This is a genomic window from Streptomyces sp. NPDC001604, from assembly GCF_042893475.1.
Taxonomy (GTDB): domain Bacteria; phylum Actinomycetota; class Actinomycetes; order Streptomycetales; family Streptomycetaceae; genus Streptomyces.
This window is the reverse complement of sequence record NZ_JBIAUY010000025.1, coordinates 31,494-54,227: the sequence shown is the minus strand read 5'-3', so window position 1 is coordinate 54,227 and position 22,734 is coordinate 31,494. Positions and strand designations below refer to the sequence as shown.

At 68.8% G+C, this 22,734-nt stretch carries 23 protein-coding genes; 16 read left to right on the top strand and 7 right to left on the bottom strand.

Annotation, left to right across the window (positions count from 1 at the left end; translation table 11 throughout):
* Positions 1 to 47: 47 nt before the first annotated feature.
* A complete protein-coding gene (locus ACFY1E_RS42840; RefSeq protein ID WP_389086654.1) occupies positions 48 to 683 on the bottom strand; it encodes a DUF6417 family protein in 636 nt (211 codons plus the stop codon).
* Between the two features lie 290 nt (positions 684 to 973).
* Between ACFY1E_RS42840 and ACFY1E_RS42835 the strand changes: the two genes are divergently transcribed.
* The 6 genes from ACFY1E_RS42835 to ACFY1E_RS42810 all read left to right on the top strand — a co-directional run bounded on the left by ACFY1E_RS42835 (position 974) and on the right by ACFY1E_RS42810 (position 7,884).
* Positions 974 to 1,732, top strand: a complete 759-nt coding sequence (locus ACFY1E_RS42835) for a hypothetical protein (protein WP_389086651.1) — start codon at positions 974 to 976, stop codon at positions 1,730 to 1,732.
* Between the two features lie 235 nt (positions 1,733 to 1,967).
* The gene (locus ACFY1E_RS42830) at positions 1,968 to 3,722 is read left to right on the top strand and encodes a hypothetical protein (RefSeq protein ID WP_389086649.1); all 1,755 of its coding nucleotides are present in this window, start codon (positions 1,968 to 1,970) and stop codon (positions 3,720 to 3,722) included.
* A gap of 142 nt (positions 3,723 to 3,864) precedes the next feature.
* Complete coding sequence (locus tag ACFY1E_RS42825) at positions 3,865 to 4,671, top strand: hypothetical protein (protein ID WP_389086646.1); 807 nt, start codon at positions 3,865 to 3,867, stop codon at positions 4,669 to 4,671.
* 145 nt (positions 4,672 to 4,816) lie between these two features.
* Entirely contained in the window at positions 4,817 to 5,635 is an 819-nt protein-coding gene (locus tag ACFY1E_RS42820) for an NUDIX domain-containing protein (protein WP_389086644.1), read from the top strand.
* A 226-nt stretch (positions 5,636 to 5,861) separates the two neighbouring features.
* Positions 5,862 to 7,403, top strand: a complete 1,542-nt coding sequence (locus ACFY1E_RS42815; RefSeq protein WP_389086642.1) for a restriction endonuclease fold toxin-2 domain-containing protein — start codon at positions 5,862 to 5,864, stop codon at positions 7,401 to 7,403.
* 73 nt (positions 7,404 to 7,476) lie between these two features.
* Positions 7,477 to 7,884 carry a hypothetical protein gene (locus tag ACFY1E_RS42810; protein ID WP_389086640.1) on the top strand — a complete coding sequence of 136 codons (408 nt, stop codon included), beginning with the start codon at positions 7,477 to 7,479 and terminating at the stop codon, positions 7,882 to 7,884.
* Between the two features lie 176 nt (positions 7,885 to 8,060).
* Here ACFY1E_RS42810 and ACFY1E_RS42805 read toward each other — a convergent pair whose 3' ends face one another.
* Both ACFY1E_RS42805 and ACFY1E_RS42800 read right to left on the bottom strand, forming a co-directional pair.
* The gene (locus ACFY1E_RS42805; RefSeq protein WP_389086637.1) at positions 8,061 to 8,519 is read right to left on the bottom strand and encodes a DUF6228 family protein; all 459 of its coding nucleotides are present in this window, start codon (positions 8,517 to 8,519) and stop codon (positions 8,061 to 8,063) included.
* Positions 8,520 to 8,890: 371 nt separating this feature from the next.
* Positions 8,891 to 9,706, bottom strand: coding sequence for a helix-turn-helix transcriptional regulator (locus ACFY1E_RS42800; RefSeq protein ID WP_389086635.1), 816 nt, complete (start codon positions 9,704 to 9,706; stop codon positions 8,891 to 8,893).
* A 1,731-nt stretch (positions 9,707 to 11,437) separates the two neighbouring features.
* Between ACFY1E_RS42800 and ACFY1E_RS42795 the strand changes: the two genes are divergently transcribed.
* From ACFY1E_RS42795 to ACFY1E_RS42750, 10 genes are all read left to right on the top strand, one after another.
* A complete protein-coding gene (locus tag ACFY1E_RS42795; protein ID WP_389086632.1) occupies positions 11,438 to 12,343 on the top strand; it encodes a helix-turn-helix domain-containing protein in 906 nt (301 codons plus the stop codon).
* A gap of 5 nt (positions 12,344 to 12,348) precedes the next feature.
* A complete protein-coding gene (locus tag ACFY1E_RS42790) occupies positions 12,349 to 13,038 on the top strand; it encodes a hypothetical protein (protein WP_389086630.1) in 690 nt (229 codons plus the stop codon).
* Between the two features lie 146 nt (positions 13,039 to 13,184).
* Complete coding sequence (locus ACFY1E_RS42785; RefSeq protein WP_389086628.1) at positions 13,185 to 13,811, top strand: WhiB family transcriptional regulator; 627 nt, start codon at positions 13,185 to 13,187, stop codon at positions 13,809 to 13,811.
* The gene (locus tag ACFY1E_RS42780) at positions 13,808 to 15,484 is read left to right on the top strand and encodes a hypothetical protein (protein ID WP_389086626.1); all 1,677 of its coding nucleotides are present in this window, start codon (positions 13,808 to 13,810) and stop codon (positions 15,482 to 15,484) included. The genes ACFY1E_RS42785 and ACFY1E_RS42780 overlap by 4 nt, the downstream gene beginning before the upstream one ends.
* Positions 15,481 to 15,672 carry a hypothetical protein gene (locus ACFY1E_RS42775; protein ID WP_389086624.1) on the top strand — a complete coding sequence of 64 codons (192 nt, stop codon included), beginning with the start codon at positions 15,481 to 15,483 and terminating at the stop codon, positions 15,670 to 15,672. The genes ACFY1E_RS42780 and ACFY1E_RS42775 overlap by 4 nt, the downstream gene beginning before the upstream one ends.
* Positions 15,673 to 15,715: 43 nt before the next feature.
* The gene (locus tag ACFY1E_RS42770) at positions 15,716 to 16,000 is read left to right on the top strand and encodes a hypothetical protein (protein WP_389086622.1); all 285 of its coding nucleotides are present in this window, start codon (positions 15,716 to 15,718) and stop codon (positions 15,998 to 16,000) included.
* Between the two features lie 131 nt (positions 16,001 to 16,131).
* Positions 16,132 to 16,671, top strand: a complete 540-nt coding sequence (locus tag ACFY1E_RS42765) for a plasmid mobilization protein (protein ID WP_389086619.1) — start codon at positions 16,132 to 16,134, stop codon at positions 16,669 to 16,671.
* A complete protein-coding gene (locus ACFY1E_RS42760; protein ID WP_389086617.1) occupies positions 16,668 to 18,392 on the top strand; it encodes a relaxase/mobilization nuclease domain-containing protein in 1,725 nt (574 codons plus the stop codon). The genes ACFY1E_RS42765 and ACFY1E_RS42760 overlap by 4 nt, the downstream gene beginning before the upstream one ends.
* Before the next feature lie 82 nt (positions 18,393 to 18,474).
* A complete protein-coding gene (locus ACFY1E_RS42755) occupies positions 18,475 to 18,915 on the top strand; it encodes a hypothetical protein (RefSeq protein ID WP_389086614.1) in 441 nt (146 codons plus the stop codon).
* 97 nt (positions 18,916 to 19,012) lie between these two features.
* The gene (locus ACFY1E_RS42750; RefSeq protein WP_389086612.1) at positions 19,013 to 19,711 is read left to right on the top strand and encodes a hypothetical protein; all 699 of its coding nucleotides are present in this window, start codon (positions 19,013 to 19,015) and stop codon (positions 19,709 to 19,711) included.
* A gap of 79 nt (positions 19,712 to 19,790) precedes the next feature.
* Here ACFY1E_RS42750 and ACFY1E_RS42745 read toward each other — a convergent pair whose 3' ends face one another.
* The 4 genes from ACFY1E_RS42745 to ACFY1E_RS42730 form a co-directional block, all read right to left on the bottom strand.
* The gene (locus ACFY1E_RS42745) at positions 19,791 to 20,882 is read right to left on the bottom strand and encodes a hypothetical protein (RefSeq protein WP_389086610.1); all 1,092 of its coding nucleotides are present in this window, start codon (positions 20,880 to 20,882) and stop codon (positions 19,791 to 19,793) included.
* A 164-nt stretch (positions 20,883 to 21,046) separates the two neighbouring features.
* Positions 21,047 to 21,721, bottom strand: coding sequence for a DUF317 domain-containing protein (locus tag ACFY1E_RS42740; RefSeq protein ID WP_389086608.1), 675 nt, complete (start codon positions 21,719 to 21,721; stop codon positions 21,047 to 21,049).
* Positions 21,722 to 21,812: 91 nt separating this feature from the next.
* Complete coding sequence (locus ACFY1E_RS42735) at positions 21,813 to 22,109, bottom strand: hypothetical protein (protein WP_389086881.1); 297 nt, start codon at positions 22,107 to 22,109, stop codon at positions 21,813 to 21,815.
* 92 nt (positions 22,110 to 22,201) lie between these two features.
* Positions 22,202 to 22,558, bottom strand: a complete 357-nt coding sequence (locus ACFY1E_RS42730; RefSeq protein ID WP_389086606.1) for a DUF317 domain-containing protein — start codon at positions 22,556 to 22,558, stop codon at positions 22,202 to 22,204.
* Between the last annotated feature and the right edge of the window lie 176 nt (positions 22,559 to 22,734).

Below are 22,734 nucleotides of genomic sequence, written 5' to 3'. Positions count from 1 at the left end.
ACCCCTGCCCACCTGGACACGCGCCCGAGCACCATGGGGACTAGGGCTCATGCATCGTCCGCGCCGCTGGTGCGCCGGCCCAGAATGACGGGGACCGGGGTGCCGGTCGCCGGGACGGTCCGGTACACGATGTTGTAGTCGCGGGCGAAGCGGTTGGCCTCGGCCTCCGAGCGGCTGAGCCGGTGCAGGTAGAGCGCGTAGGCGACCGAGGTGGTCTGCTCCTCGGTCAGGCACAGCTGCCAGCAGTTGCCGCTCCGGCTGAACGGGGCGGTGCGCACCCGCTCGGCGAGTCCCTCGGCCGGTCCGGTGGCTAGGTCGCGGGCGAGGCTGACGAAGACCCGTACGGCGTCCATCTGGGCCGGCCGTAGCTCCACGAGCTGTTCTCCGGGCCCGGGTTCGGGTCCGCCGGTGGGCTGCGGCGGGCGGGCGTGCGCGTAGGTGCGAACGTCACGGCCGTAGGGGGTCAGCCGCGCTGCCCAGCGCACCGGCCGGGACAGGCGCGCGGACATTTCCGCGCGGATCTGTCTGTCCGCCAGCTCGACCAGTCCCTCGCCCACCAGCGCCTCCACCTGCTGCTGGACCGGGACGGGCACCGCGTGGTCCAGCGCCCACGCCCCGTGCGCGGCTTGCTCGTGCTCCCACAGCACGTCCAGCATGGCGATTCGCTTCTCGGAGTTCCTCAAGCCGTCCCCCTCTTCGGCCTCGATCGACAGCAGGCACGTTCATCGTCCTTGAGAATGGCCCGTGTTGCTCTGCATCCCCTGCGACGTCACTCTGGTGAGTTCGTCGTCGGCGACCGCACACAGACCGGCGAAGACGGCAGAGCAAGCCACCGCGCCAGATTCCCAGGATCGCGGCGTGGCGGGGCGTTCACCCGGGGAACAGGGGTGCAGCTGCCGCCTGTGACATCGGCGAAGACGGCGAAGGGTATGGCGTACGGTGGCTCAAGCACCGGCAGGCAGGAGGGTGTTGGATGCAGGACGCAGCCCGTGGCGAGCGACTGTGGACGGGACACGCCCGCATCGACGCGCACGTCGTGGACGACACCGGCTCGGAGCTGACCGTCCACCTGGGCCGGCACGCGCCCGAGCCGCTTCCGCAACCGGATCAGACACTGCTGACCCGCTTCCTGACCACTGTGACCCCCCGCCCTACCGACAGCGGGCACGGCGCCGGGACGCTCCCGCGTGCGGCGTTGACGTCACCAGCGGTCGCCGCCTGGGTGGGCGCCAGTGAGGCGCCCGAACTCGTCGTGGACCGGTTCATGGCGCAGCTGCCCTATGCGCGTACGGCCGGCGCTCTGATCGACGAGAGCACCTGCCGCATCGGGCTTCGCTCGGCCCTCGCGCCGCCGGACGACGACCGCGGCATGCTGCTCACCATGACCAGCGAGACTCCCTCGCCCCCGGTGGAGCTATTTCCCTCCCTGCTCTACAGCTGGCTGCAGTGGTCGTACCGCGAGGCCAACCCGTCGTACGGGCGCCAGCAGACCGCGTTGCCGCCCAGGAGCGGAAACCTGGACGACTACGCGGCCCAACTCGCCGGCTGGCTGGAGATGGCAATGCAACAGCACCGTGACCGTCCAGCTGTGCCCCCGGTCGAGCCGGTGCGTCCCTTCCATGTGAACCTGGTCGAAGACGGTCAGCTCTTCCGGGTGCGGGTGCACGACTTCGACCACACCCGCTGGCCCGACCAGCCGGCCCGGCACCGTGGCGGCCTGAGCCCGGAGTGACCCGCTCCATGCGCAGCCGGTAAAGGCCAGTCCGGGCGGGACGTGGTGTCCGTGCCGCCAGCGGCTTGGAACGCGGACAGGGGCCAGTTGTCGAGCGGCGCCGGTCCTCGATGGGTGCGCCGTACCGTGGTGCCCCCTGACGAGATACGGATACGGGGGTGCACCCGCTGTTCGGGCCACGTGGGAGTATGCGGCAGCGAGACAGTGTGAACTCGTCGGCTGAGGAAGGCGCGGCATGACAGAGCGGCAGTGGACTCTGGCAGTCACCAGGGCGCAGCAACTGGCGTCCACCGCCATGGCCGTCACCGACAACAACTGGGAGTACACCGGCACCCGTAACGTGCTGGCCATCGCCCTAGCCGCGCTGGGCCGCCAGAGCGCGGGCGGCGTGGAGGCGGTGACGCTCGGGTCGCTGCTGTGGCATCTGTCGCGCCTGGACGGCGGTGTCCGACAACTCGCCATCCCCCTGGTCGGCGAGGAGCTGGCCCTGGCCACGGACACGGACCCCGCCACGGTGGACGACAGCAGCGATCCGGTCCTCGCCGCCTGGCTGTGGCTGACCCGCACCTGGCTCGCCGACCCCCACCAGCCTCTTTCGAAGGATCGGTGGGATGGCATGACGCGCGGTCTCGCCCGCGATTCCGCGGAGCCGGCCGTCGTGGTCTGCCGCGGCCTGGCTGTGGACGCGGTCTGTCATGCCCTGGAAGAGGAGCTGCACGGGCCCTTGGCGGCCGGCACCGAAGTGGAGGGCGTCGGCGGGGAGTTCGACGACGCCACCGGCACGGTGATCGCCCCCGCCTGGTTCTTCGACGACGAACGGCGCGACCTGTCGGGCGGTCCCCTGCCGCACGGCTACGAGGTGCAGTTGGCCGAGCCCGCTGCCGACCACACGGTGATCTGGCGCACCGCGGCGCTGCAGGTCGTTCTGGACGAAGAGGCGTGGGAGGAGATGCACCGCAGCGCCTACGGTCTGGATGCCTGGACCCGGGCCGAGCGCCAGGCATGGGTCCTGACCCAACGGCACATCGGCTACCACGCCGACGACCTCGACCTGTACGCCTCCGGCGCCTCCTCCACTCCCGAGGCGGTGAGCGAGCGCGAGGACACGTGGCTGCCCGCGAACCGGCTTCTGGCGCTGGCCGTGTGGCGTGCGGCCCGCCGCGAGGGGCGGCTGGTCGACGACGTGGATCTGACCCACCCCCTGTGGTGGCTGGGCGGCGCCCTCCACGAGCGGCTCTTCGCCGACCCGCTGCCCGGCTGGGACCCCGCGCCCGTCACCGGCTCCTGGCAGGAGCTGCGGGAGCGGGAGGACGAACTGCTGGATGCGGCCCGGGGGATCGCGACCTGGCATCAGCTCCGCGACCTGCACGACAACCGTGAACTCCGCGACACCCAGGACACCACCAGCCTGCAGCCCGCGCCGCTGCTGCTGGGCGACCGCTGCCGGGACCTGAAGTCCGGACCGTTCCGTGACGGACAGCCGCCGCGGTGGCAGTCCGCCGTCGACTACGCCGCCAAGGCCGTCGCCGACGCCAAAGCCCAACTGCACGCCGGAGAGTGGACACCCCACGCCCAGGCCCGGCAGGCCGCGGCCGAACTGCTGCCCACGCTCCAGGCGCCCCCCGACAGCCCCGAACTGCCCGCCCACATCGGCGGGCCGGCCTGGATCCAGCGGGCCGTACGGATCGGACACCTCCGCGCCACACTCCGGACCGTCCAGGACCACCACAGGGGCGAGGCCGAACTCGACGTTAACCCCGCACAGCCCCTCGGCCTGGCGATCGGTCTGGTCTGGAACGCCCTGGACGACAGCACGCCGGCCCTGTCCGGCCTTGAAGAGCTGTGGGCACAGCGGCAACACGATGTGGCCCGGTGGGAACGCACCCACCTTCCCCTCGCACTGCGCGCGTACATCCGCGCCCTGGAAGAGCTCGTCTCCACCCTGGGCACCCTGTGCTTCGACCTGTACACCGGCCATCCCAGCCACTGAACACACCGCCAGAACAGGCAGCTTGATGGTCACGGGCACCAATCCTCCTGGCGTCATAGCCAGTTAGGTGTCCAGTGCAGCTGCACGTGCATAAGCCAGAGCGCTACCGTGAAAAAGACTCACTGCGAAGGAGCCCGGGCACTTGGACGACGCATACAGCGAGCCGGAACCGTTCGATCCTGCCCCTGCTCGATCCGCTGCAGAGGCCGAATGGCGGTTTGCCGCTCCGCGCCTGATCCTCGTCGAATGGCACGACGCTCACGCCGACTGGCACAACAGGGTCATGGCCGATGAGTTGTTCGCACCACCGTCGTATCTGCCCAAAGAAGGGGTCGAGGCGCTCGCGTGTCCCTGCGGCAACTACAAGCAGCTCACTGTCGTCGGCTCCTGGGGCGGGCCGCTGACCCTGCAATGTCCTTGCTCCAGTCCGTTCCGTGCGACCTCCGACGCGCCCTGGGCCGTGAACGTGCTCAAGCGACTCATCCTGTGGCACTCCGACGCCACCTCGGAACTACGCCAACTCAACGACCTCATCATTGAGCACCACACGGCCCACCACATATACCGGGACCGGGTCACCGACCTCGTCGACAACAGTGCCGCCACCAGCACGGCGCACGACCTGCGGGCTTTGATGCACGCACCGATCCCCGACAACAACCTTCTCCCCCTCGCCCGCGCAGTGGCGCGACGCGAAGAGCGGGAAACCCGCTCCATGCGGCTGCGACGGGCACTGCGGGAGGTACGTCTGACACCGGAGGGCCGACGCCCCCGCTACGCCGGCGGGCCCCTCACGCGCTACCTGATCCGTGGGATGACCGCGCTCGTCGACTCAGCCGACCGGGACCTAATACTCACGGAGGAGGGTCGCCGCCTGCTGGACACCATCGACCGCGTAACCATGGATGTCTGCCAACACGATCCGGGTGGTCTGGGCTCTGGATCATGATCGCTGCCGTACGAGGGCATCCAGGACGCTGCCTCCGCCGATCCGAAACGGTGCCGTGCATCTGGCTCACCCGCACAGCCTGTATAGAGGCCCCCGATCGCTCTACGGGCAGGCTCCAGCCGCCGGGCCGATAGGGTTCCCGAGCATGAACAGTGACGGCCAATGGCGCAAGCGGCACAGCCGGATCCTCTTTGCCGGCGGACCGCACAGCCGCATCCGGCTCACGGTTGATCAGGCAGTACGGCCCGATGGCGTCACCGTGGAATACCCGCACGTAGCCGCGCCGGACTCGGTGCGCGTCCTCGCCATCCACCGTGGCCAGGTAGCGATGGTCGCCCAAGATCACTACCTGCACGGCACGATCACCGATCTGCCCGGGGGCCTCATCGAGGAGGACGAGCAACCAGCGGACGCCGCCGGCCGCGAACTGGCGGAGGAGACCGGCCTGCAGGCTGCGTGGATGTATCCGCTGGGTGCGGTGGCCACGGCTCGCGCCGTGAGCACTGAGCGGTCCCATCTTTTTCTCGCGCATGGCTGCGTCCCCGACGACAGAGCTCTGGACGCCGGCGAATCGCTCCAGTTGCAGGGGCGCTCGTGGCACGACCTGGTGGATGGGGATGCCCGAGCCTTGCAAGGTGCCAAGCTGCCGGCCCTGGCGGATGCGGCCTCGCTGGCCACCCTGCATCGCGTAGACACCCTCATGCGTTCATCCGGCGACAACCTTCCTTCTCCGGATGATGACCTGCCCAAGGCCGCTTGGGCGGCCTACACCGTGGTCGCAGCGGGAGGGGCGCATTTCGCAGATGATCGCGTCATTTTGGTCTGGCTGGATCTTGCCGTGGGCCGCTTCGCCGAGGGGCAGGCCCTTCTGGCGGAGCTGGAGGCGGTGTACGACGGGCCGGATACTGAGGCCGCGTGGGCACAAGCCGCTCATCGCCTTTGGTTCATGGCCCAGCAGCGATAAACCGGTCCACAGGCGCGCCCGCCGCAGGACCCACCATCGCCCTGGCACGAGCCACGGCTTCGACGCCGGGCGGGTGAGCGATCACGAGTGCCCTCGCGCCGAAACCTGAAGGTGTTCACCTGGGTCTTGCAGGAATCCATGTGGCGCGAGGTCATCGGTGTTCTGGGGCGCCCATTCGCATCCGTGTACGGTTTCCCTGAGTGCATGTCAGGCTTCGCGGGGAGGGATGTTGGATCTTCGGCATCAGACCGAGAACTTCGTCAATGCATCCTGGTCGCTGGTAGATCTGCGGGACCTGATCTACAACATGCTCAGCCTGCTCTCCACCGAACTCAGCGAGCACGGGGGCATGGCCGGCGACGATGAAGCGGGCCGGGCCTTCGCTACCGTGTACAAGGCGGCCGTGAAGACCGTCTTCGACAAGGCCGGGTTCGCTCATCAGGTGATGGCCAACGGGGCGGGGGCGCTGCTCAAGTCTGCCGAGGCATACCTGCGGCAGGAAAGCCATATCGCGGCCGAGCTCCTCGGTCAAAGCCCTCAGGGCCCGGACGTCGGCGCGCAGCCGTCAGGCCCAGACTGCTCCCCGCTCGGCAGTCACCACGCCGAGGACCTGCCCGAGGTCGTCGGTGAGACCAGCGGCGTTGATCAGTACCTGTTCAACGAGCGTTTCCTCGGCCAGCCGGACAAGTGCCGTGCCGTGGCGGGCACCTGGAGGGCCGCGGCCAAGATTCTCCATGACGCGTACTGGGACTCCGAGTCCGCATGGCAGCGCGCCACCCTTGACGAGGTCGGCCAGACCGCCGACAGGGTCGAGGAGTTCTTCAGGAAGTTCGTCGGCAAAAGCTCGCCGCCCAGCGAGGTGAGCGAGGACGAGACCCTCATGGCCAACCTGCCCACCGCCTGCACGATGATCGCCAAAGCATGCGACGCCTATGCCGATCACATAGAGACCGCCAAACGGCGGCTGCCGTATGAGGAGACCGACCCCACCGGCGAGGCCCTCTGGCCGTGGGAGCAGCCACGGTTCGGAGGGGACGGTCACGACGGCGGACTGCACGAACTCGTCACCAGTGATATGCAGATCGCGGCGCTCGGCAAGATCCCGCCAGCTCTGGACAGCTCAAAGGCGAAGGTGAAGATGCCGCGGCCGGACAACGACAGCGCCGTGCCCGGGCTGCCCCCATTCCTGGCACCCCTAACTCGGGTCCCGCTCCTGGTCCCTGCCGTCTTCCGCCCGGCCAACGGCCCGCGCGTGCAGCCCATCCCTCCGGGCACACCGCCCAACCCCCGCTTCCCTCCACTCACACCAGGGCAGCGGAACAACTTCCAGATGTGGCTGGACTCCCTGCGTCAGGGCGATTTCTCCGGGGGCCGGCCGGCCGAGGTCGCCTACCAGCGGCGGGTCGCCGGCTATCCCGAGTATGAAGTCCACATCCCGCCGGGCCTCAGCCCCAATAGCACGCTGATGGTGGACGGATTCCGCGACGTCGACGGGATGGCCGTCGAAGCGAAGTACGTGAACAAACCGGACCAGCGCTGCTACCGCTCTCTGGAAGATCTCCGCAAGAACCATGCCACCGGTGACCGAGACTTCCTCTACGACAAGGACCGAGTAGAGCTTCGCAAGTACGCCGCCGCCTTGCATGACCCGCGGAACACGGAGATGCGCGGCGTCGAAACCGTCACCAACAACCAGGAAGCAGTCCAGTACTGGCGCATCATGATGGCCGCCTACGGCGTCAGCGGCCAGGCCCGCTACGTTCCCTGACACCACCCCATACCGCCACACAGGAAGCACCGCACCCACGATGGAACCCGCAGAAATCGCGGAACTCCGCACCATGTACGTCTTCACCCCGGCTGAGGAGCAGACCTGGGGCCTGACGTTCGAGAGCCTCGAAGTCAAACTGCGCGAGCGGAACCCCGACGAGTTCATCCGAATCGAGGCTGGCGGGCCAGTCAGAGGCTCGTCCATGCACTTCGGTATCACCCTTGGCGACGAACAGATGGAGGGCCTGGCCCGACTGTCATCCGAAGGGGTGGCCGTTCTGGACTGCAACGCCCACTTGGCGGCCGAGTTCGCGCTCTGGCTGAAGGACTGCATGGTGCCGACCGGCATGACGGTCATGTTCAACACCGAGTGGGGACTGGAGGAGGGCATGCCGCCAACACCGGTTCCCGACGCGCCTCGACCGCGTATTGTTGGCGCCTTCGTCGCCCACATCAAGGAGACCGGGGGCCTCGACTAGTCGGGCATGCGGTTTGTGATGACACAAGGATCCGTTGGCCCGCCCATTGTGGGTCAGCCTCGACCGGAGGCATGCCGCCTTGGGCACGTATCGCTGCCCTTGGCTGATGGGCCAGTCCAGCGGTCTGCCGCTGCAGGCACTTGCAGCGGCAGACCATCTGAGGTGCCGGCGCTCATTCAGGCGATTCCCGCAGGCTTTCCAGAAAATAGAGCCTGAAACGCTTCGGAAATTCCGCGCATCTCCCGCTCATCCCTGTGCGATGTAACGGTCTCGAAGTACCAGGAACTTTCGGACCCACCAGCCACCTTTCCCCACACGCCCCACGTCAGGGCGATCCGCCCATCCGAACGCTGCGCGGATATTTTCAATTGCCCTTCACTGGACTGCCAGGTGCGAGGTTCGTTCCAACTGCTCGATTCGTCAGCCAGTGATGAGACGAATTCCACCAAGCCGTCACCATCCAGTGTCTGGATCAACTCCTGGACGTCCACCCAGAAGCCCTTGACCTGTACGGGAATTTCAAGGGCGGGATCGGTTCCGTACGGCCGCTCCGGCGTGGAGAACAGCAGATGGACCCCTTGCCCCGGGTCTCCTATGCGGAGGACTTGTCCGCCGCGTGCATCGCGAATGATCATTGGCCCATTCTATTATCTTTCCCCCTCCCGTGAAGGGTGACAATGGCCACGCAGTATTGCTACGGGCGGCGCCAGGTCGGCAATTGAACCTTCTCCGCGACGGTGCGCGAGCGGGTGGTTACTCTCATCGTTGCGAGATTATTGAAGTCAGGCTGTGGGCTTGCGAAAATTACCTATCGACGACATCCGGTTGCGTACGCGCCAAAGCGGCGGGTCGGCCATGGCCACTGCACCACCACAATCTGCTGGCGCTCGGAGGAGACCGTCACCACGGGCCTCCTAGCGACCGGCTGACCGAGGCCGATTCGGGGGCGCCGCCCGACGGAGATTCCCCGACCAGGCCGCGGATGACCTATCGGCCGAGGGGCCCATCACTCCGCCTGGACCGGCTGCTCGCCTGCTGACTCCCGGGGTGAACGCTGGGTCAGGATCGTCATGCGGCAACCAGGAAGACCGGCGGGCTGCAGAACGTGGGTGACCAGTTCGGTCACCTGACCGTCGAACACCATCCGAAGCACGTGGCCGTCATAGTGGTCAGCGAAGTCGGCTGCGCCACGGGTCCACAGGTCGCGTACGGCGGGGTTCTGGCGGGTGTCTGTGATGAGCTGCTGAAGGTCTGGGTCGTGGGGACGGTCGACAGCCGCGTCGCGGAGCATGCGGACGCACACCTCCGCGTCGGCCTCCCAATTCAGGTGCTGATCCCGCGCTTCAGCGCTGAGGAGCAGCCACCGCATGAGGTTGGCCCCGGGCACGGCTGACCACGGGAACAGCGCGGCCATCGCCATGTTGACCGCCAGGACGTTCCAGTTGGCATCGACGACGTACGCGGGGAAGGGCTGCTGGTCCAGCAGGAGCCGCAGTTCGTCACTGATGCGCGGCGGCTCCTCGGCTTCCAGGCTGGACAGGCCCCCGCCATTGCTGACCAGGAACAGCGCACGTCGCTGGACCCGGTCGAGTCCGAGCAATGTGCCGATGGTGTCGAGTTCGTGACGGGTGAAGGTCCGGGTGATCATTCCGCTTTCAAGGTCCCGGTACCAGCGCTCACTCCTATGGAGGGCGTCGGCTACTTCTCTCTGGAGGATCGGGCGGCCGAGCCTGGTACTGGCGGCAGCCCTGAAGGCGCGCAGCAGGACACCGACCCCGGTGATTCCTCCTTCACCGCCGCCATCCTTTACGACCCCAGGCATGCCACTTTCCTCGCAGTCCACGCATGAATGGTTCTGATCCCGCCAGATTGTATCCGGATCAAGCCACGCAACCCCCCAAGCAAATGCCAATCAGGCACTGTTTCCTGCGTCACATAGCAGAACGATGATCGCACTGCGCAACCGGCAGAAGATTGCCGGTCATCGAATTTTGACCGACTTGTCCCCAGAGCGTGGTGAGAGCGCTTGCTAGCGGCGCCGCCCAGAGGACTCGCAAAGTCCGGCCGCGAATAGGCAAGTTGAACGCCACTGGCGCGTATTGAGCCTTGCCCGGGCAGGCATCTCGTTACTCCGCCGTGATCGTTTGCGCGCATTGACGGATGAACCGGACCAAGCCCAAGATCTGTCCATCATTGAACGGACCGCAGGTCACGGGGGTGAGCCACGGAGAAACGGTCATGAACGGTGCCCCCGCTGGATCAGCACGAGCCCTCCTGGCCAGATGCGACTTGGATCGCTCCGACCAGACGACCGAACAGGCCGTTGCGGCGTGCGACACGAGGGAGGGAAAATTGAAGATCATCTGCAAGAACATCGAGGCGCCCATACCGCTGCCGGCATCTCGGTCGGCTGCCTGCGCCGACAGCGGGACGCGCCGATACCCCCCACGACCCACAGAAAGTCCGACAGCAAGGTCTGCAACACGAGCGATATACGGAGTGCGTGATCTAACCGGGCGCCATAGGCCCGCATAAACAGCGCCCACCCCCAAGGGGGCTTCAACTCCCGGGCGTCACACATGACATGTGTGACACGTGTCACTTACACCTGGGGGCATTAGTCGCGCCTGTAATTGCAAGACGAATTTGATCTTCGAATGGAAGGTATAGAGGCAATAGTGGGAGCGCTCCATCACCTGCGCGATGTCCGCGTGGGTAATTCCGTGAGGCCATCCGGGAACTGCGGTGCGCGGCCAGCCCTCGCCATGCTCATAGCTGAACGGCCGGCTCTGTGCAGCCGCACCCGCGGCGGCACGGCGCGGGTATCTGCGCCGGCGTTGTGGGGCGCGTGCCTAACCGTCACCGCCTGCATCGCCGACGCCAGCCGGCGGTTCGCCGCCGACTGCCTCGGTATGGCGGGTGCCGCCGATCGCGCAGTGGTGGTCGATGCCGCCGACCTCGTACGGTTCGCCACTGCACCGCGCTGTGTCACGAGGCGCGAGGGGACACGGTGAGGGTCATTCTCCGGGTACGTCGAGGCGATCAGTTTGCTGCCTGTGTCACGGCCTGCCGCCTCCACCCGCAGGCGCAGGTGCCGCCGCCCTGCGGTGCAACTTGTAGAGAGTCCTTTAGCAAGGTCTGGATCTTGCCGCAGCGCCTGCATATGTTCGTCGTCCCTCGCCGGGCCCCCCGCCCGGCGGCAGACGACGCCAGGAGCCACATGCGGAACACATGATCCAGCCGGGTGAGATAGCCCCGGATACAGCGACGGCGCCCAGGGAGCGCTAACTCCCGGACGCCGAACGCCAAGCGGTACTCCTGCCCCGGCAAGGGCGGAGATTTACCCACCTACACCGCACCGGCCCTTTCCACGAGGCACACCGGCGCGGGTTCACCACGGAGGAGAGTCTTACATGCCGCCTGCCCTGCGCAAAGGGCCGGTACCCCCGGCCAGCGCGGCAGCCACCCTCGCTTCACCGCCCGCGCACCAGTTGCCCGGCGCCCTCGCGCCGGAACCGGCCTCCGGCACCCGCCCCGCCTGGGCGGTGACCCGATGAGCCGGGAGACCCGCGAATGGGCGTGGGAGCACAGCGCCAGCCGCGGAAACGCACGGCTGGTCCTGCTGTCGATCGCCGACCGGATCCCCGACGAGCAGTGCGTCGCCTGGGCGTCCCTCACCTCGCTGATGAAGCGTACGAACGCCAGCCGCAACGCCGTGCGCGGCGCTATCGCAGCGCTGGCCGAAGCCGGCGAGCTGGAGGTGCTCGACGACCTCGACGGCCCGCAGCACAGCACGGTCTACCGGCTGCCGCGCGCCGCCGCGTGGCTGGCCAAGGTCGCGGCGGCCCGCCAGGACGACCCCGAGGCGTACGTCGAGCCCCCGAGCACGTCCGATCCACTGCCTGCGCTGGACATCGAGCGGCTACGCAGGCACGGCATCTGGCCCACGACCGGGTCGGAATCCGACCCCCACCGTCAGGATCCGACCGGGTCGGAATCTGCACCCCCGCGTCAGAACCTGACCCCTCCCCGGGTCAGAGTCCGACCCCCCTCCGGGTCTGAACCTGACCCCCAGAACCGTAGTGAACCGAAGGTGAACCGTAGGTACAGCAGCAGTGGCGCTGCCGACCTCACCTGCGCTGCGGATTGGCAGGTCGACGACGCGAGCCTGTCCTGGGCCCACGAGCAGGGACATCTCGCACGCCTCGGCGAGCAGGGCCTCCAGGGGGCCGACGCGAAGTGGCGCCACCACCGCAGTGCCTGGAGCCCTCGCCCCACCAGCGCTTGGGCTGCCGACTGGCGGTGCTGGATCGCCCGCGAGCACAGCCCCACGCCCCAGCGCCCGCACCTCTACGCCCTGCCCGGCGGCACCCCCGCGCCGCAGGCCGGCATGACCAAGGCCGACCTGCACACGGCCGCCTTGCTCGCCGCCGTCGATGAACCGACTGGAACGGAGTAACTACCTTGGACCGCCGCGAAGTTGCTGCCGTGCTCGCCTACGTCGGCCGCCTGGACCCGCGCACCATCCGCACCGACGCGGGCGAGGCCCGCGACCAGCTCGCCATGTGGCACGAGCTACTCGGCGACATACCCATGACCACCGGTCAGGGCTGGGACGTGCGCGAGATCGTCCGCAAGCGCATCGTGATCTCGCCGTACCCGATCCTGCCGGCCGACGTGGCCCGCGAATGGCACGCGCACCGCCGCGAGCGTCTGGCCCGGCACACCGACCCGACCCCGGCAGCCAACCCCGACAATCCGCGAGCCTGGCGAGCCGAGCTGCTCGCGGCGCGCGACGCCGTGGCTGCCGGACACGCCGCTCCCTCGGCCCACCGCGGGATCACCGCCGGGCGCCACCGACCCGGGTTGAAGGACCAGCTGGCCGCCGTCGGCTCCTACATCCCACCCGCCGTCCGCGCCGAGCTGGCCCCCTACCGCCCGGCCCGTGCCGCCCGCGAAGCCGCCATCGTCGCCGGGGGCCCCGACGCCCTCGCCGTGCCGTGCGAGTGGTGTCACGCCGACAAGGGCGAGCCCTGCCGCCGCCGGCGCATCACCCTCGACGGCACCGCCCGGGGCAACGCACCCCGCGCCACCGCCCACCCCGGCCGCATCGACCGCGCCCTGGCGGCACAGGCACAGGCGTCCGGCACCTGACCGCAGCCCTCCCTTCTCCACAGAAACGTTCCGCCTTGCGTACGGCCCAGCCGTACCCCGAGCCCGCCTTGCAGCGACCCGCCGCACCCCGGCCGCCACCGGTGCCGAGCGACCCGCGCCGACCGAGGCGACTTCCGGAGACTGCCTTGCGCCACATCACCACCAACGACACCCCCACCCCGACCATCCGGGGCATCGCCGACCACAGCTGGCAGGAACGCGGTCGCTGCCACGGCCTGCCGGCCAAGAAGATCGATGAGCTGTTCTTCCCCTCGGCCCGCAACCGCGCGGCCATCGACGCGGCCAAGACCATCTGCGGCAGCTGCCCGGTGAAGAAGGCGTGCTTCGACTACGCCCTCGACAACGAGATCCGCCAGGGCATATGGGGCGGGCTCACCGAGGACGAGCGCCGCCCCTGGCACGCCAAGGTCAACAAGCGCCTGGACTACAGCCGGGTGAAGGCCGCCTTCGAGGGGCGTGACATCCACCTCAGCGACGCCGAGCGCGAGGCCGTCACCCGCCACGCCTACGTCCGCGGCTGGAGCCCCGAGCGCCTCGCCTACGCCCTACGGCTCGAAAACCTCGACTGGGCGCGCGACCTGATGCGCAACGCCGCACACGCCGTCGCCGACCGCGACCGCTACTGGGACCAGGCCGACGAGACCGAGTCGGCCGAGGAGACCACCGAGGACGAGGACGTCACCTCGCCGGTGCAGGTGCCCCGCCAAGTGCAGACCGACTCCCTGATCGCCGCTCTCCGAAAGGCCGCATGACTCACACCATCGCCCTGTCCCTGCCCTACGGCATCGAACCCGTCTATGCCGTCGCGGCCGTCGGGCTACTCGCCCTCGCGCTTGCCGGCTGGTCAATCCGGCGTAACCGGCACCGAGCGGACGGCCGGCGCGTCGGCACACCCGCGGTCTGGGTCGCGGCCCTCGCCGCGCTCAACTGCACGGTTTACTCCGGGGACACCAGCTGGCGGTTCGCCGCCGACTACCTCGACATGGCCGGCACGGTGGAGCGGGCCATGATGTTCAGCGCAGGTGAGGCGGCGCTGTTCGCGACCGCGCTGATGGCCCGGCAGAACCTGAAGACCCAGGGAGCGCCCGGCCTGCCCGGCGTCCTGGTCTGGGTGATCACCGGAGTGCAGGTCATCCCGGCGTACGCCGAGTCGGGCACGGTGGGCGGCACCGTACGGGCCTTCGTCGGCCCGGTCATGGCGGCCGTGCTCTGGCACCTGGCCATGGGCATCGAGCTGCGGCTGCACAAGCCGGATGCCGCCTCGCAGGGGCTCCTGGCCACGCTTGGACGTGAAGCACGGGAGCGGCTGCTCTCCCGTCTGGGCATCGCCACCCGCAATCGCGATGCCGCGCAGATCACCAAAGACCGCGCGACTCGGCGGGCAGTGGCCCTGGCCTCCCGGCTGGCCGGGATGTCGGCAGCAGATCGCGAGAAGGACACCAGGATCACGCGCCGGCTCCAGTCGGCTCTCACCCGAGCCGGGGTCGGTAGCGATCCTCAGCAGCGTCAGGCTCTCCTGGAGCAGCTGGCCGCCCGCCGGCACGCGGCAGACCTCGCCACCGTCGATCTGCCGTCGCCCTGGGCTCAGTCCGTGCGCGTCCCGGACTCCGATCACGAGAACCGCTCCCCTGTCGGCCCGTCCCCGGTGACGCTGCCGACGGGCGACAAGCAGGTGGGTCGGCGGCTGAGCGCCGTCCGCAACGACGGTCTCCAGAACCGCGGGGACGGGGACCGTGCGGAATCGGGGACGGGGACGGACGCCGATGGGGACCGTCCCCACGCCGTCCCCACTGACAACGGGGACCGGGTCAATGACACCGATGCGAGCCAGCTGAGCGAGGGCACGGCGGCGGCCGGGGACCGAGGCGACGAGCCCGCCGGGGCCGAAGAGGCCGACGCCGACATCGAGGGCAATGCAGCGGACAACCATGAAGCCGCTGCTCAGAGCGGTGCAGGACCGTCCCCTGCAGCCGTCCCCAACGACGACGCGGCCCGGGAACACCCGGACACAGAAACGGGGACGGAGGCCGAAGGGGACCGTCCCCACACCGTCCCCAACGACAACGGGGACCGCGAAAACCCCGACATCGACACGGGGACCGACGCCGAAAGGGACCGTCCCCACACCGTCCCCGTGCGCCGGAAGCCGACGCCCAAGACGAAGGCGCAGCAGAGACGGCCGGGCGGCGGGAAGCCCAACCGCCCTCGGCGCAAACAGCTGAGCCTCGAAGAGACGGCCGAGCTGGTGCGTCCCCACATACCCGCACGGCTGGAGCGCGACGGAAATGCGGTCATCACGCGCCCGCAGCTGCGGGAGATCCTCCGCTCCCTAAACCTCGCGGGGGGCCGGAACGAGAACATCACGCGGCTCCTGCAACTGCTGCGAGACGAGGCGGGCACCGCGACAGGGAGAACGGCCCGATGAAGACCTGCCACAGATTCGCCACCATCAAGGCCGGCTTCGAACGGGACGCCCGCCTTCTGCGCGGTCACGCCGAGCGCCACCAGGGATCCACGCCGGCGAAGACCAGCGCGAAGAACGCGGTCTCGGTGAAGCGGAACATGGCGCGGGCCCTGAACACGCACCTCGACCGCTGTCGCGAGTGCGGCTGACGCCTGCAAAGAAGCAGGTCGCGCGCCTGACTCCGCATTCCGCATGGTGGCCCGGCCTCGGTCGGGCCAACGCTCCTGCCCCGGAGGGATCGCCATTTCTGCCCGCCACCCGCGCACGCACGTCCCGTCGATCGCCGAAGCCGCCGCCTGGGCGGACGTGCTCGTGCACCACCAGTTGCTGCACGCCGCCATGCTCACCCCCACCGGCCAGTGGCTCGTCCAGGACCGGCCCGAATCGCCCGTCCTGGTCCTCGCCGGCGCGACCGCCATGGTCGATCTGGCCGCCGAGATCCAGCACCAAGTCCGCACCACGAGGAACGACACCTGATGACACGTCCGACGACAAGCCCCTCTTCCGCGCCCGACGAGCCGGAAGCCAACTCGACCTCAGCGGGAGCAAGTTGGTGCGAGAGTCGGACTCCCGTTGGGAGTCCGACTCTCGCGTCCTCCGCCCCGGGGGTGGCGGAGGCGGTCCAGCGCCGGGGGGCACTGGACCGTGGGGATGCGACCGAGGGCGGCTCGCATCCCAAGGAGGAGACGACTCACCCGTGCCACAACCCGTACTGCGCCCAGCACGCGAGTGCGCCGCCGAGCCCGCCGCCCGCACGTAATCGCAAGCCGAAGACCAAATCCAGCAAACGCCGGCATCGGATCACCAGCCGCTTCAACGACGTTGAGAAGCAGTCCGTACTCGACGCGGCGGCAGCGTGTGCCATGACACCGTCCGGCTTCCTCGCCCATGCCGCACTCAGCGCCGCCCGCGATCTCACCCGTACAGAAGCCGAGGTCGCCGGCGAACGCGAAATGAAGCGGCAGCTGTTTGCCCTGGGCCCCGCGCTGAGCCGGATCGGCAACAACCTCAACCAGGTTGCTGCAGCCCTGAACAGAGACGAGCTGGCGCCGCAGGCCCGAGCAGTCCTCGACGGTGTCGACCAGGTTCGCCTGGAGGTGCACGGGTTCATCCAGCACTACCTGGACAGCGAGCGTCCAGCGGCATGATCCCCTCAGTCAACGACATGGGCGACAAGACCCTCGGCCTACTCATCTACCTGTACGGCCCCGGCGACGCCGAGGAGCACATCGATCCCCACCTCGTCGCCGCATGGGACAGCCTCGCCCCCGACCCCGGCCGCGACCCAGACGCAACAGAAGCCGACCTGCAGCTCCTGCTCGACCAGCCCGTCATGGCCCTGCCCGAAGACGAGAGGCCCGCCTTGCACGTATGGCACCTGTCCGTACGCGCCGCCCCCGAAGACCCGATTCTCACCGACGAGCAGTGGGCGGACATCGCCCGCCGCATGGTCTCCGCCACCGGCATCGCCCCCGATGGCGACGACGCTGCCTGCCGCTGGGCGGCTGTCCGCCATGCCGACGACCACATCCACATCATCGCCACCGTCGTCCGCCACGACGGCCGCCAGGCCCGCATCCGCCGCGATGGCGCCCGCGCCCAGGCGGAAGCCCGGAAAATCGAAATCGACTACGGACTACGGCGAGTGAACGTCGGCGACGGAACCGCCGCCAAACACCCGAGCAGTGCCGAACGCCACAAAGCCAACCGCCAGGGCAAGGAACGCACGCCACGCGAAGAACTGCGCGAGACGGTACGCCGCGCCGCCGCCGGCGTCACCAGCGACAAGGAGTTCTTCGACCGCCTGACCGCCGCCGGCCTCCTTGTCCACCAGCGCGTCGCACCCTCCGGTGACCTGCTCGGCTACAAAGTCGCACTGTCCGACGACCGCAACGAGGACCAGGAGCCGATCTACTACTCGGGCTCCACTCTCGCGCCCGACCTCTCCCTGCCGCGCATCCGCGAACGATGGGCGGGCGGCACCTCCGAACCCGACCAGGACGCCACCACGGACCGCTCCTCCGGGTCGAAACGCATCAGGCCCTCGGACGCGCGCCGCCAAGCGACGACGGCATCCTGGCAGGCCGTACTCATCATCGACCAGGGTGAGGACGGGCAGATTTCTGCCCTGATCGCTGCGGGCGGCGAAGTCCTCGACGCGCTGGCCAAGACCTCGGCCGCGCACACCCGACAGGAACTGCGCGACGCCGCCTTCGCGTTCGAGCGGGCCACCCGCTCCCACATCCGGGCCGAACGCAAACACGCCCACGGTCTGCGGAAAGCTGCCCGGAACCTCGTCCAGGGCGGGCAGGCCCTCGGGCGCGTGGAAGACGGTGCCACCACCGCCATGCTGATCGACATGGTGTTCTTCCTGGTCACCGCCGCCGCCCACTGGCACGCCATGAAGGGGCACGCCCAGCAGGCCGCTGCTGCCCGCCAGGCCGCCGAGCACCTGCGCGCCGCCTACCAGGCCACAGCACCGATGTATCTGGGCGTCATGCGCGACCGTGGCCGGCGCATGTCCCTGCCCCTGCAACGCAAGCAGACTGCCTACCTGCGCCAGGCGGTGCCGGAGCTAGCCGAGCAGGTCCTCGCCGAGCCGGGCTGGTACGCACTGGCCTCCACCCTCGCCGACGTCGAGCGCGCCGGGCACGACCCGGCCGCGCTCCTGGCCGAGGCCGCCGAACGACGAGAACTGGGCACCGCCGAGTCGATCAGCGACGTCCTCGTGTGGCGGCTGCGACGCATGGCCGACCTGCCCGCCGACGCATCCACCCTGCCCGAGCACACCACCACCGCGCCCAGCGCAACCCGGCCTGCCGCGAAGCGTCCGACGAAGAGCAAGGAGCGTCCCGCCAACTCCCGTTGAATTCAACAATCTTAGAGTTGCAGCAGGTCAGGGACTTGCGGCACTCTCCTCGTGCAGGCGAGACGACAGAGATGGAGACGGCATGTTCCGACGCAACCGTGCGGACCGAGAGTTCCGTGAAGCCCAGCGTGCCGGCCAAGCGCTGCTGGCCATGCACACCCAGTGGCCCGAAGCACCCGTCCCGGCCGCCGCGCCGGCCCCGGACGCGCCGAGCGACACCACGGTGGTGCCCGACTTCCTGCCGCCGGAGTTCCAGGCACCGTGCCGCCAGGACGTATCGGGCTTCATGATGCGCTGGGACTTGCCGCTCGTCATCGACGGCGAAGTCCACGCGTGCCACTGCGGTGCGTACCGGAACTGGATCGTCTTCAACATGCGCGACGACTCGGTGTGGCTGCGCTGCGAGGCTGGCCACGAGACGCAGGAGACCCGGCTGGACACCGCCTGGTACAACCGCAACTCCGGTCCGGTCGACCACTTCCACCCCACCCTCGAAGACGGCCTGCGCCACCTCGGCCACTGAGAGCGCGAAACCCCTTCCCCCACCCCTGCGTTCGTCGGCACCCGGAGGGCCGACCTGGTCAGACCATCCGTCTCGCATCACCCAAGGGGTTTCACGTATGCGCCGCTCCACCACGACCTTCCTCGGCCTCGGCGCCGTCTTCACGGTCCTCGCCCTGACCGGTTGCTCCAGCCACGCCGAGCCCGCCGACTCCTCGGCCGCGTCCTCCGCACCCGCGCACCGGGGCGGCAGCACGCCCTCGCCATCTGCGCCGCTGTCCTCGGCCCAGCTGAACCAGCGGCTGCTGAACGAGAGCGACCTGGGCGAGGGCTACACCCTCAAGGCCGAGCCCGCTCGCCGCGACGACGACGTGACCGTCATCGGCTGCCCGGCGCTGGAGAAGCTCGGCGGCGGCACAGCCACCGGCTCCGGCCTCGACTTCACCCGCAAGGCGAAGGCGTCCTTCGCCTACACCGGCAGCAGCAGCTCCGAGGTCAGCGAGGAGCTGTACAGCGACAGCGCCGCGAAGCTGTCCAAGGGCATCTCGAAGGTCTTCGACGCGATGCTCTCCTGCCCCACCTACCAGGTGACGTCGGGCAGCACCGTCGTCGACGTGGGCACCGAGAGGTCGGCCGCGCCCGACCTCGGCGACGAGCAGTGGAGCCAGCTGCTCACGTTCTCCGCCGGCGGGCAGCGCAGCGTCGTCAAGCAGACGGCGATCCGCACCGGCAACGTCCTGGTGATCGTCTCTGGCTCGCCGGGCCTCGTGGACGCCCACCTGGACAAGGCGCTCACCAAGGCGCGCACCGCTCACTGACCCGCTCCCCCATCCCGCCCCGGTGTCCGGTCGGTCCTCCCGACAGGCCCGGACACCGGGGCCTGGTCATCTCGGGCGGTCAGCCGTCGAGACGCAGTTCGCCTGGCTCGTAGCGAAGTTGGAAGGTCTCCGCGTGTTCCCCGTGCATCCAGTACAGGGTCATGGTCGACAGCATGCTGCGCTTGACGTACCGGGTTCGCGAGGACATGCCCTCGTCCTGTTCGACGATCCAGGCTTCCACCCGCTCCGGCAGCCCGAACCGCAACGCGTATGCCTCGGGATGCTCTGCGGAGCGCAGTTCCCAAACGGGGTGTGATGCTGTCTGGTTGCTGCGGCGCAGGCGCACCGCGTGCGTGGGGTGCGCTCTCGCATAGGCCACGAAGCCGTACAGATTGTCCGAGGCCAGGCCCAGGACGAATGGAGCTGCAGGAAAGGCCAGGACAAGACCGAGGTGCGCCCGGCTGTACAGGGTCTGCGCCAGGTAATCGAGTGGGCCGCGAATGGCATCGGGCAGTTCCACCTCGCCCGGGTCTATGTCCAGGAGCGGCCCGCGAAGATACGCCCGTATATCGCGCACCTTCGGCCGCTCGGCTGCGGGGGTCGCTTCGAGCACTGCGTGAATCGTGTCGGCAGTCTTCTTGACTAGATTCCGCAGCACGGCGAAGTCCGGTGCGGAAAGGTCGATCAGGGATATCTGATGGGCCAGCGCGTAGTCCTGCGCCTCCGGGCTGAAGCCGGACGTGGAGAAGATCGCGTAGCTGTAGCGGTATCGCGTCCGTGGCCGGCCGGTCCCCGGGGCTGTGAGCGTGGTGATCTCGCCCTCGTTCACGTCGTGGATCACACCGTGGCCGTTGCGTACCGTGGGCAGACCAACTGGCCTGGTGGTCAGGTACTTTGCCTCGACGAACAGGCGGACAGGCAGGGAGAACGGTGGGACGTACCGGAACTGTCCAAGCGCGTCGACCTGGTGCCATGCCCCGCGCCCGCGGACCAGCAGACCGTTCTTGTCCTCCTTCAGGACCTTCCACGGCTCTTTGTCCTGGTCGTCGTCGGCGGTGAGGACTTCGAAGCCGCTGGAGCGCAACAGCCAGGCCAGCACCTCCTCCAGGAGGTAGCCGCGCAGGGGTCCTTTGCCGATTACTTTGTCTGCCACGACGGCGATCCTATGCACGGTGCTGATCTTGGTTCCAGGGTGCTGTCAGGTGCCCTGCTGACGGGGTACGGCGAAGGCCCGGTGGTTCCGCTCCCGTGAAGGGCACGGAACTACCGGGCCTCGGGGCGAGGGATATCACGCCCGTTGATCCCTCGCCTCGGTCAGCGGCGATGAGCAGCTCGTCAGCCGCGGCGTACGACGGTGAGACGGTCCTCCGCTCCCACGGGCAGCGTGCGGCGCGCTACCGGGCCGGGTGCGGCGAGCGAGGAGGCGAAGGCCGCGACCAGCTCATGCGGGGCGCTCGCGCTGAAGCTGGCACACCACAGGTACGGCGCCCCGAGCACGGGCTCCGCCCACGCCTGCCATCCCAGAAGGTCATCGCGGGGGTCGGCGTCGTGGATGAGCGGCGGCAGCATCTCCAGCGAGACGTTCGTGGAGAAGCTTGGGTCGGTGGCGGCTGTATGCGGGCGGTCCATGTCGCGCAGCCAGCCCCGGGCGGTGAGCGCAGTGAGTACCGACTCGGCGTTCTCGAACCCGGCATCGGGGGTCTCGCTGGCATCGAGCGCAAGCAGGAAGTCGGTGAGCGCCTCATGCGGCACGCCGGCGGTGAAGTACGCGTTCCACTCAGTCAGGGCCGAGGCAGCGTGCGGACGGGCCGACAGCTGCCAGGCCACCGGGAGGCCGCCCAGCTCGAACGGGTAGGCGGCGAGGATCCACTCGGCGCCGCGCAGGCCATCGGGGCTCACATACAGCAGGGAGTTGCGGGAGGTCGGCCACATGTGCCAGCCGAGGCCGGTCAGAGTGTCGCCGATCCGCTCGGCGAGGACGCCATCATCGCCGGCCAGGTGGCGCGGCATGACCCAGTACGTCGGGTCCGGCGAGTGGGGGTGGTAGGGATCGATGGGGTGGTGCGGGTGCAGGGGCGCCTCCGTCAGTTCAGGGGGTAATTCACTGGCCGTCGTTCGGGCCGGTTGCGCCGCGGCGGCGGCGTGGGGGCGCCTCGACCGGCTCCTGCCAGGTCAAAGCGACGGCCACCGCGGGCGGCAGGGGTCCAAACTGCTCGGCCTCCGGGGACTCGGCGATGTAGACCAGCGGCCGGCCGTGCTCGTCCACCGACTTCTCCACGCCACCCAGACGGTGAGCCATGGGAAAGAAGGGGTTGATCGCGAGACGGACGGGCGTATCGCGGTCGCAGGCGGACAGCAAGTCAAGGACGTCGCCGACGGTCATCTCGGGCGTGTGCAGGGCCAAAGCGTTCTCCTAGCGTTAACGGACGAGGCCGCGAGAGCAGGGGCAGGGTACGCGGCGTGCGAATAAATGAAGGGCGGACGTGCCCGTCACAGAGGGCGGGAGGTGGACAGGATCCGGGCCACGGCATCGGCGACGATCTCCGCAGGCGTGTCCGTGCCGAAGGCGATGCGGTAGCCGGGGACGTTCGCGGTGCCGGTGACCGCGATGACCCAGCCCTCGCCCGTCACCCAGTCCTCGTCGGCGCCGCCGGGCCGGCCGTTGGGGAAGTAGCCGAGGTAGAACCTGCCGTCGTGGGAGCTGACGTGCACGTCGGCACGGTCGTCGACGATGTGGGTGAAATCCGCCTGCGAGAACTGGTCGATCACCTCCATCGCCTGGCCGGCACCGAGCTTCCAGGAGCGGAGCCGCAGGGCCGCGACCGTGGTGGCGAATCCAGGTTGCATCGCATCCAATGCCACAGCATCACCTCTCTGACCTGGGGTTTAGGGAAGGTCGTTTAGGTTGACATGGTGTCGCGGCGATCACCAGTCCCCGTGGGCTCTTTCCTGTCTGCCACAGGCGAACTGTCCGTGGACGACGAAGCCAGGCGCCCGCTGCCCACAGACCGACATGGCGCCTT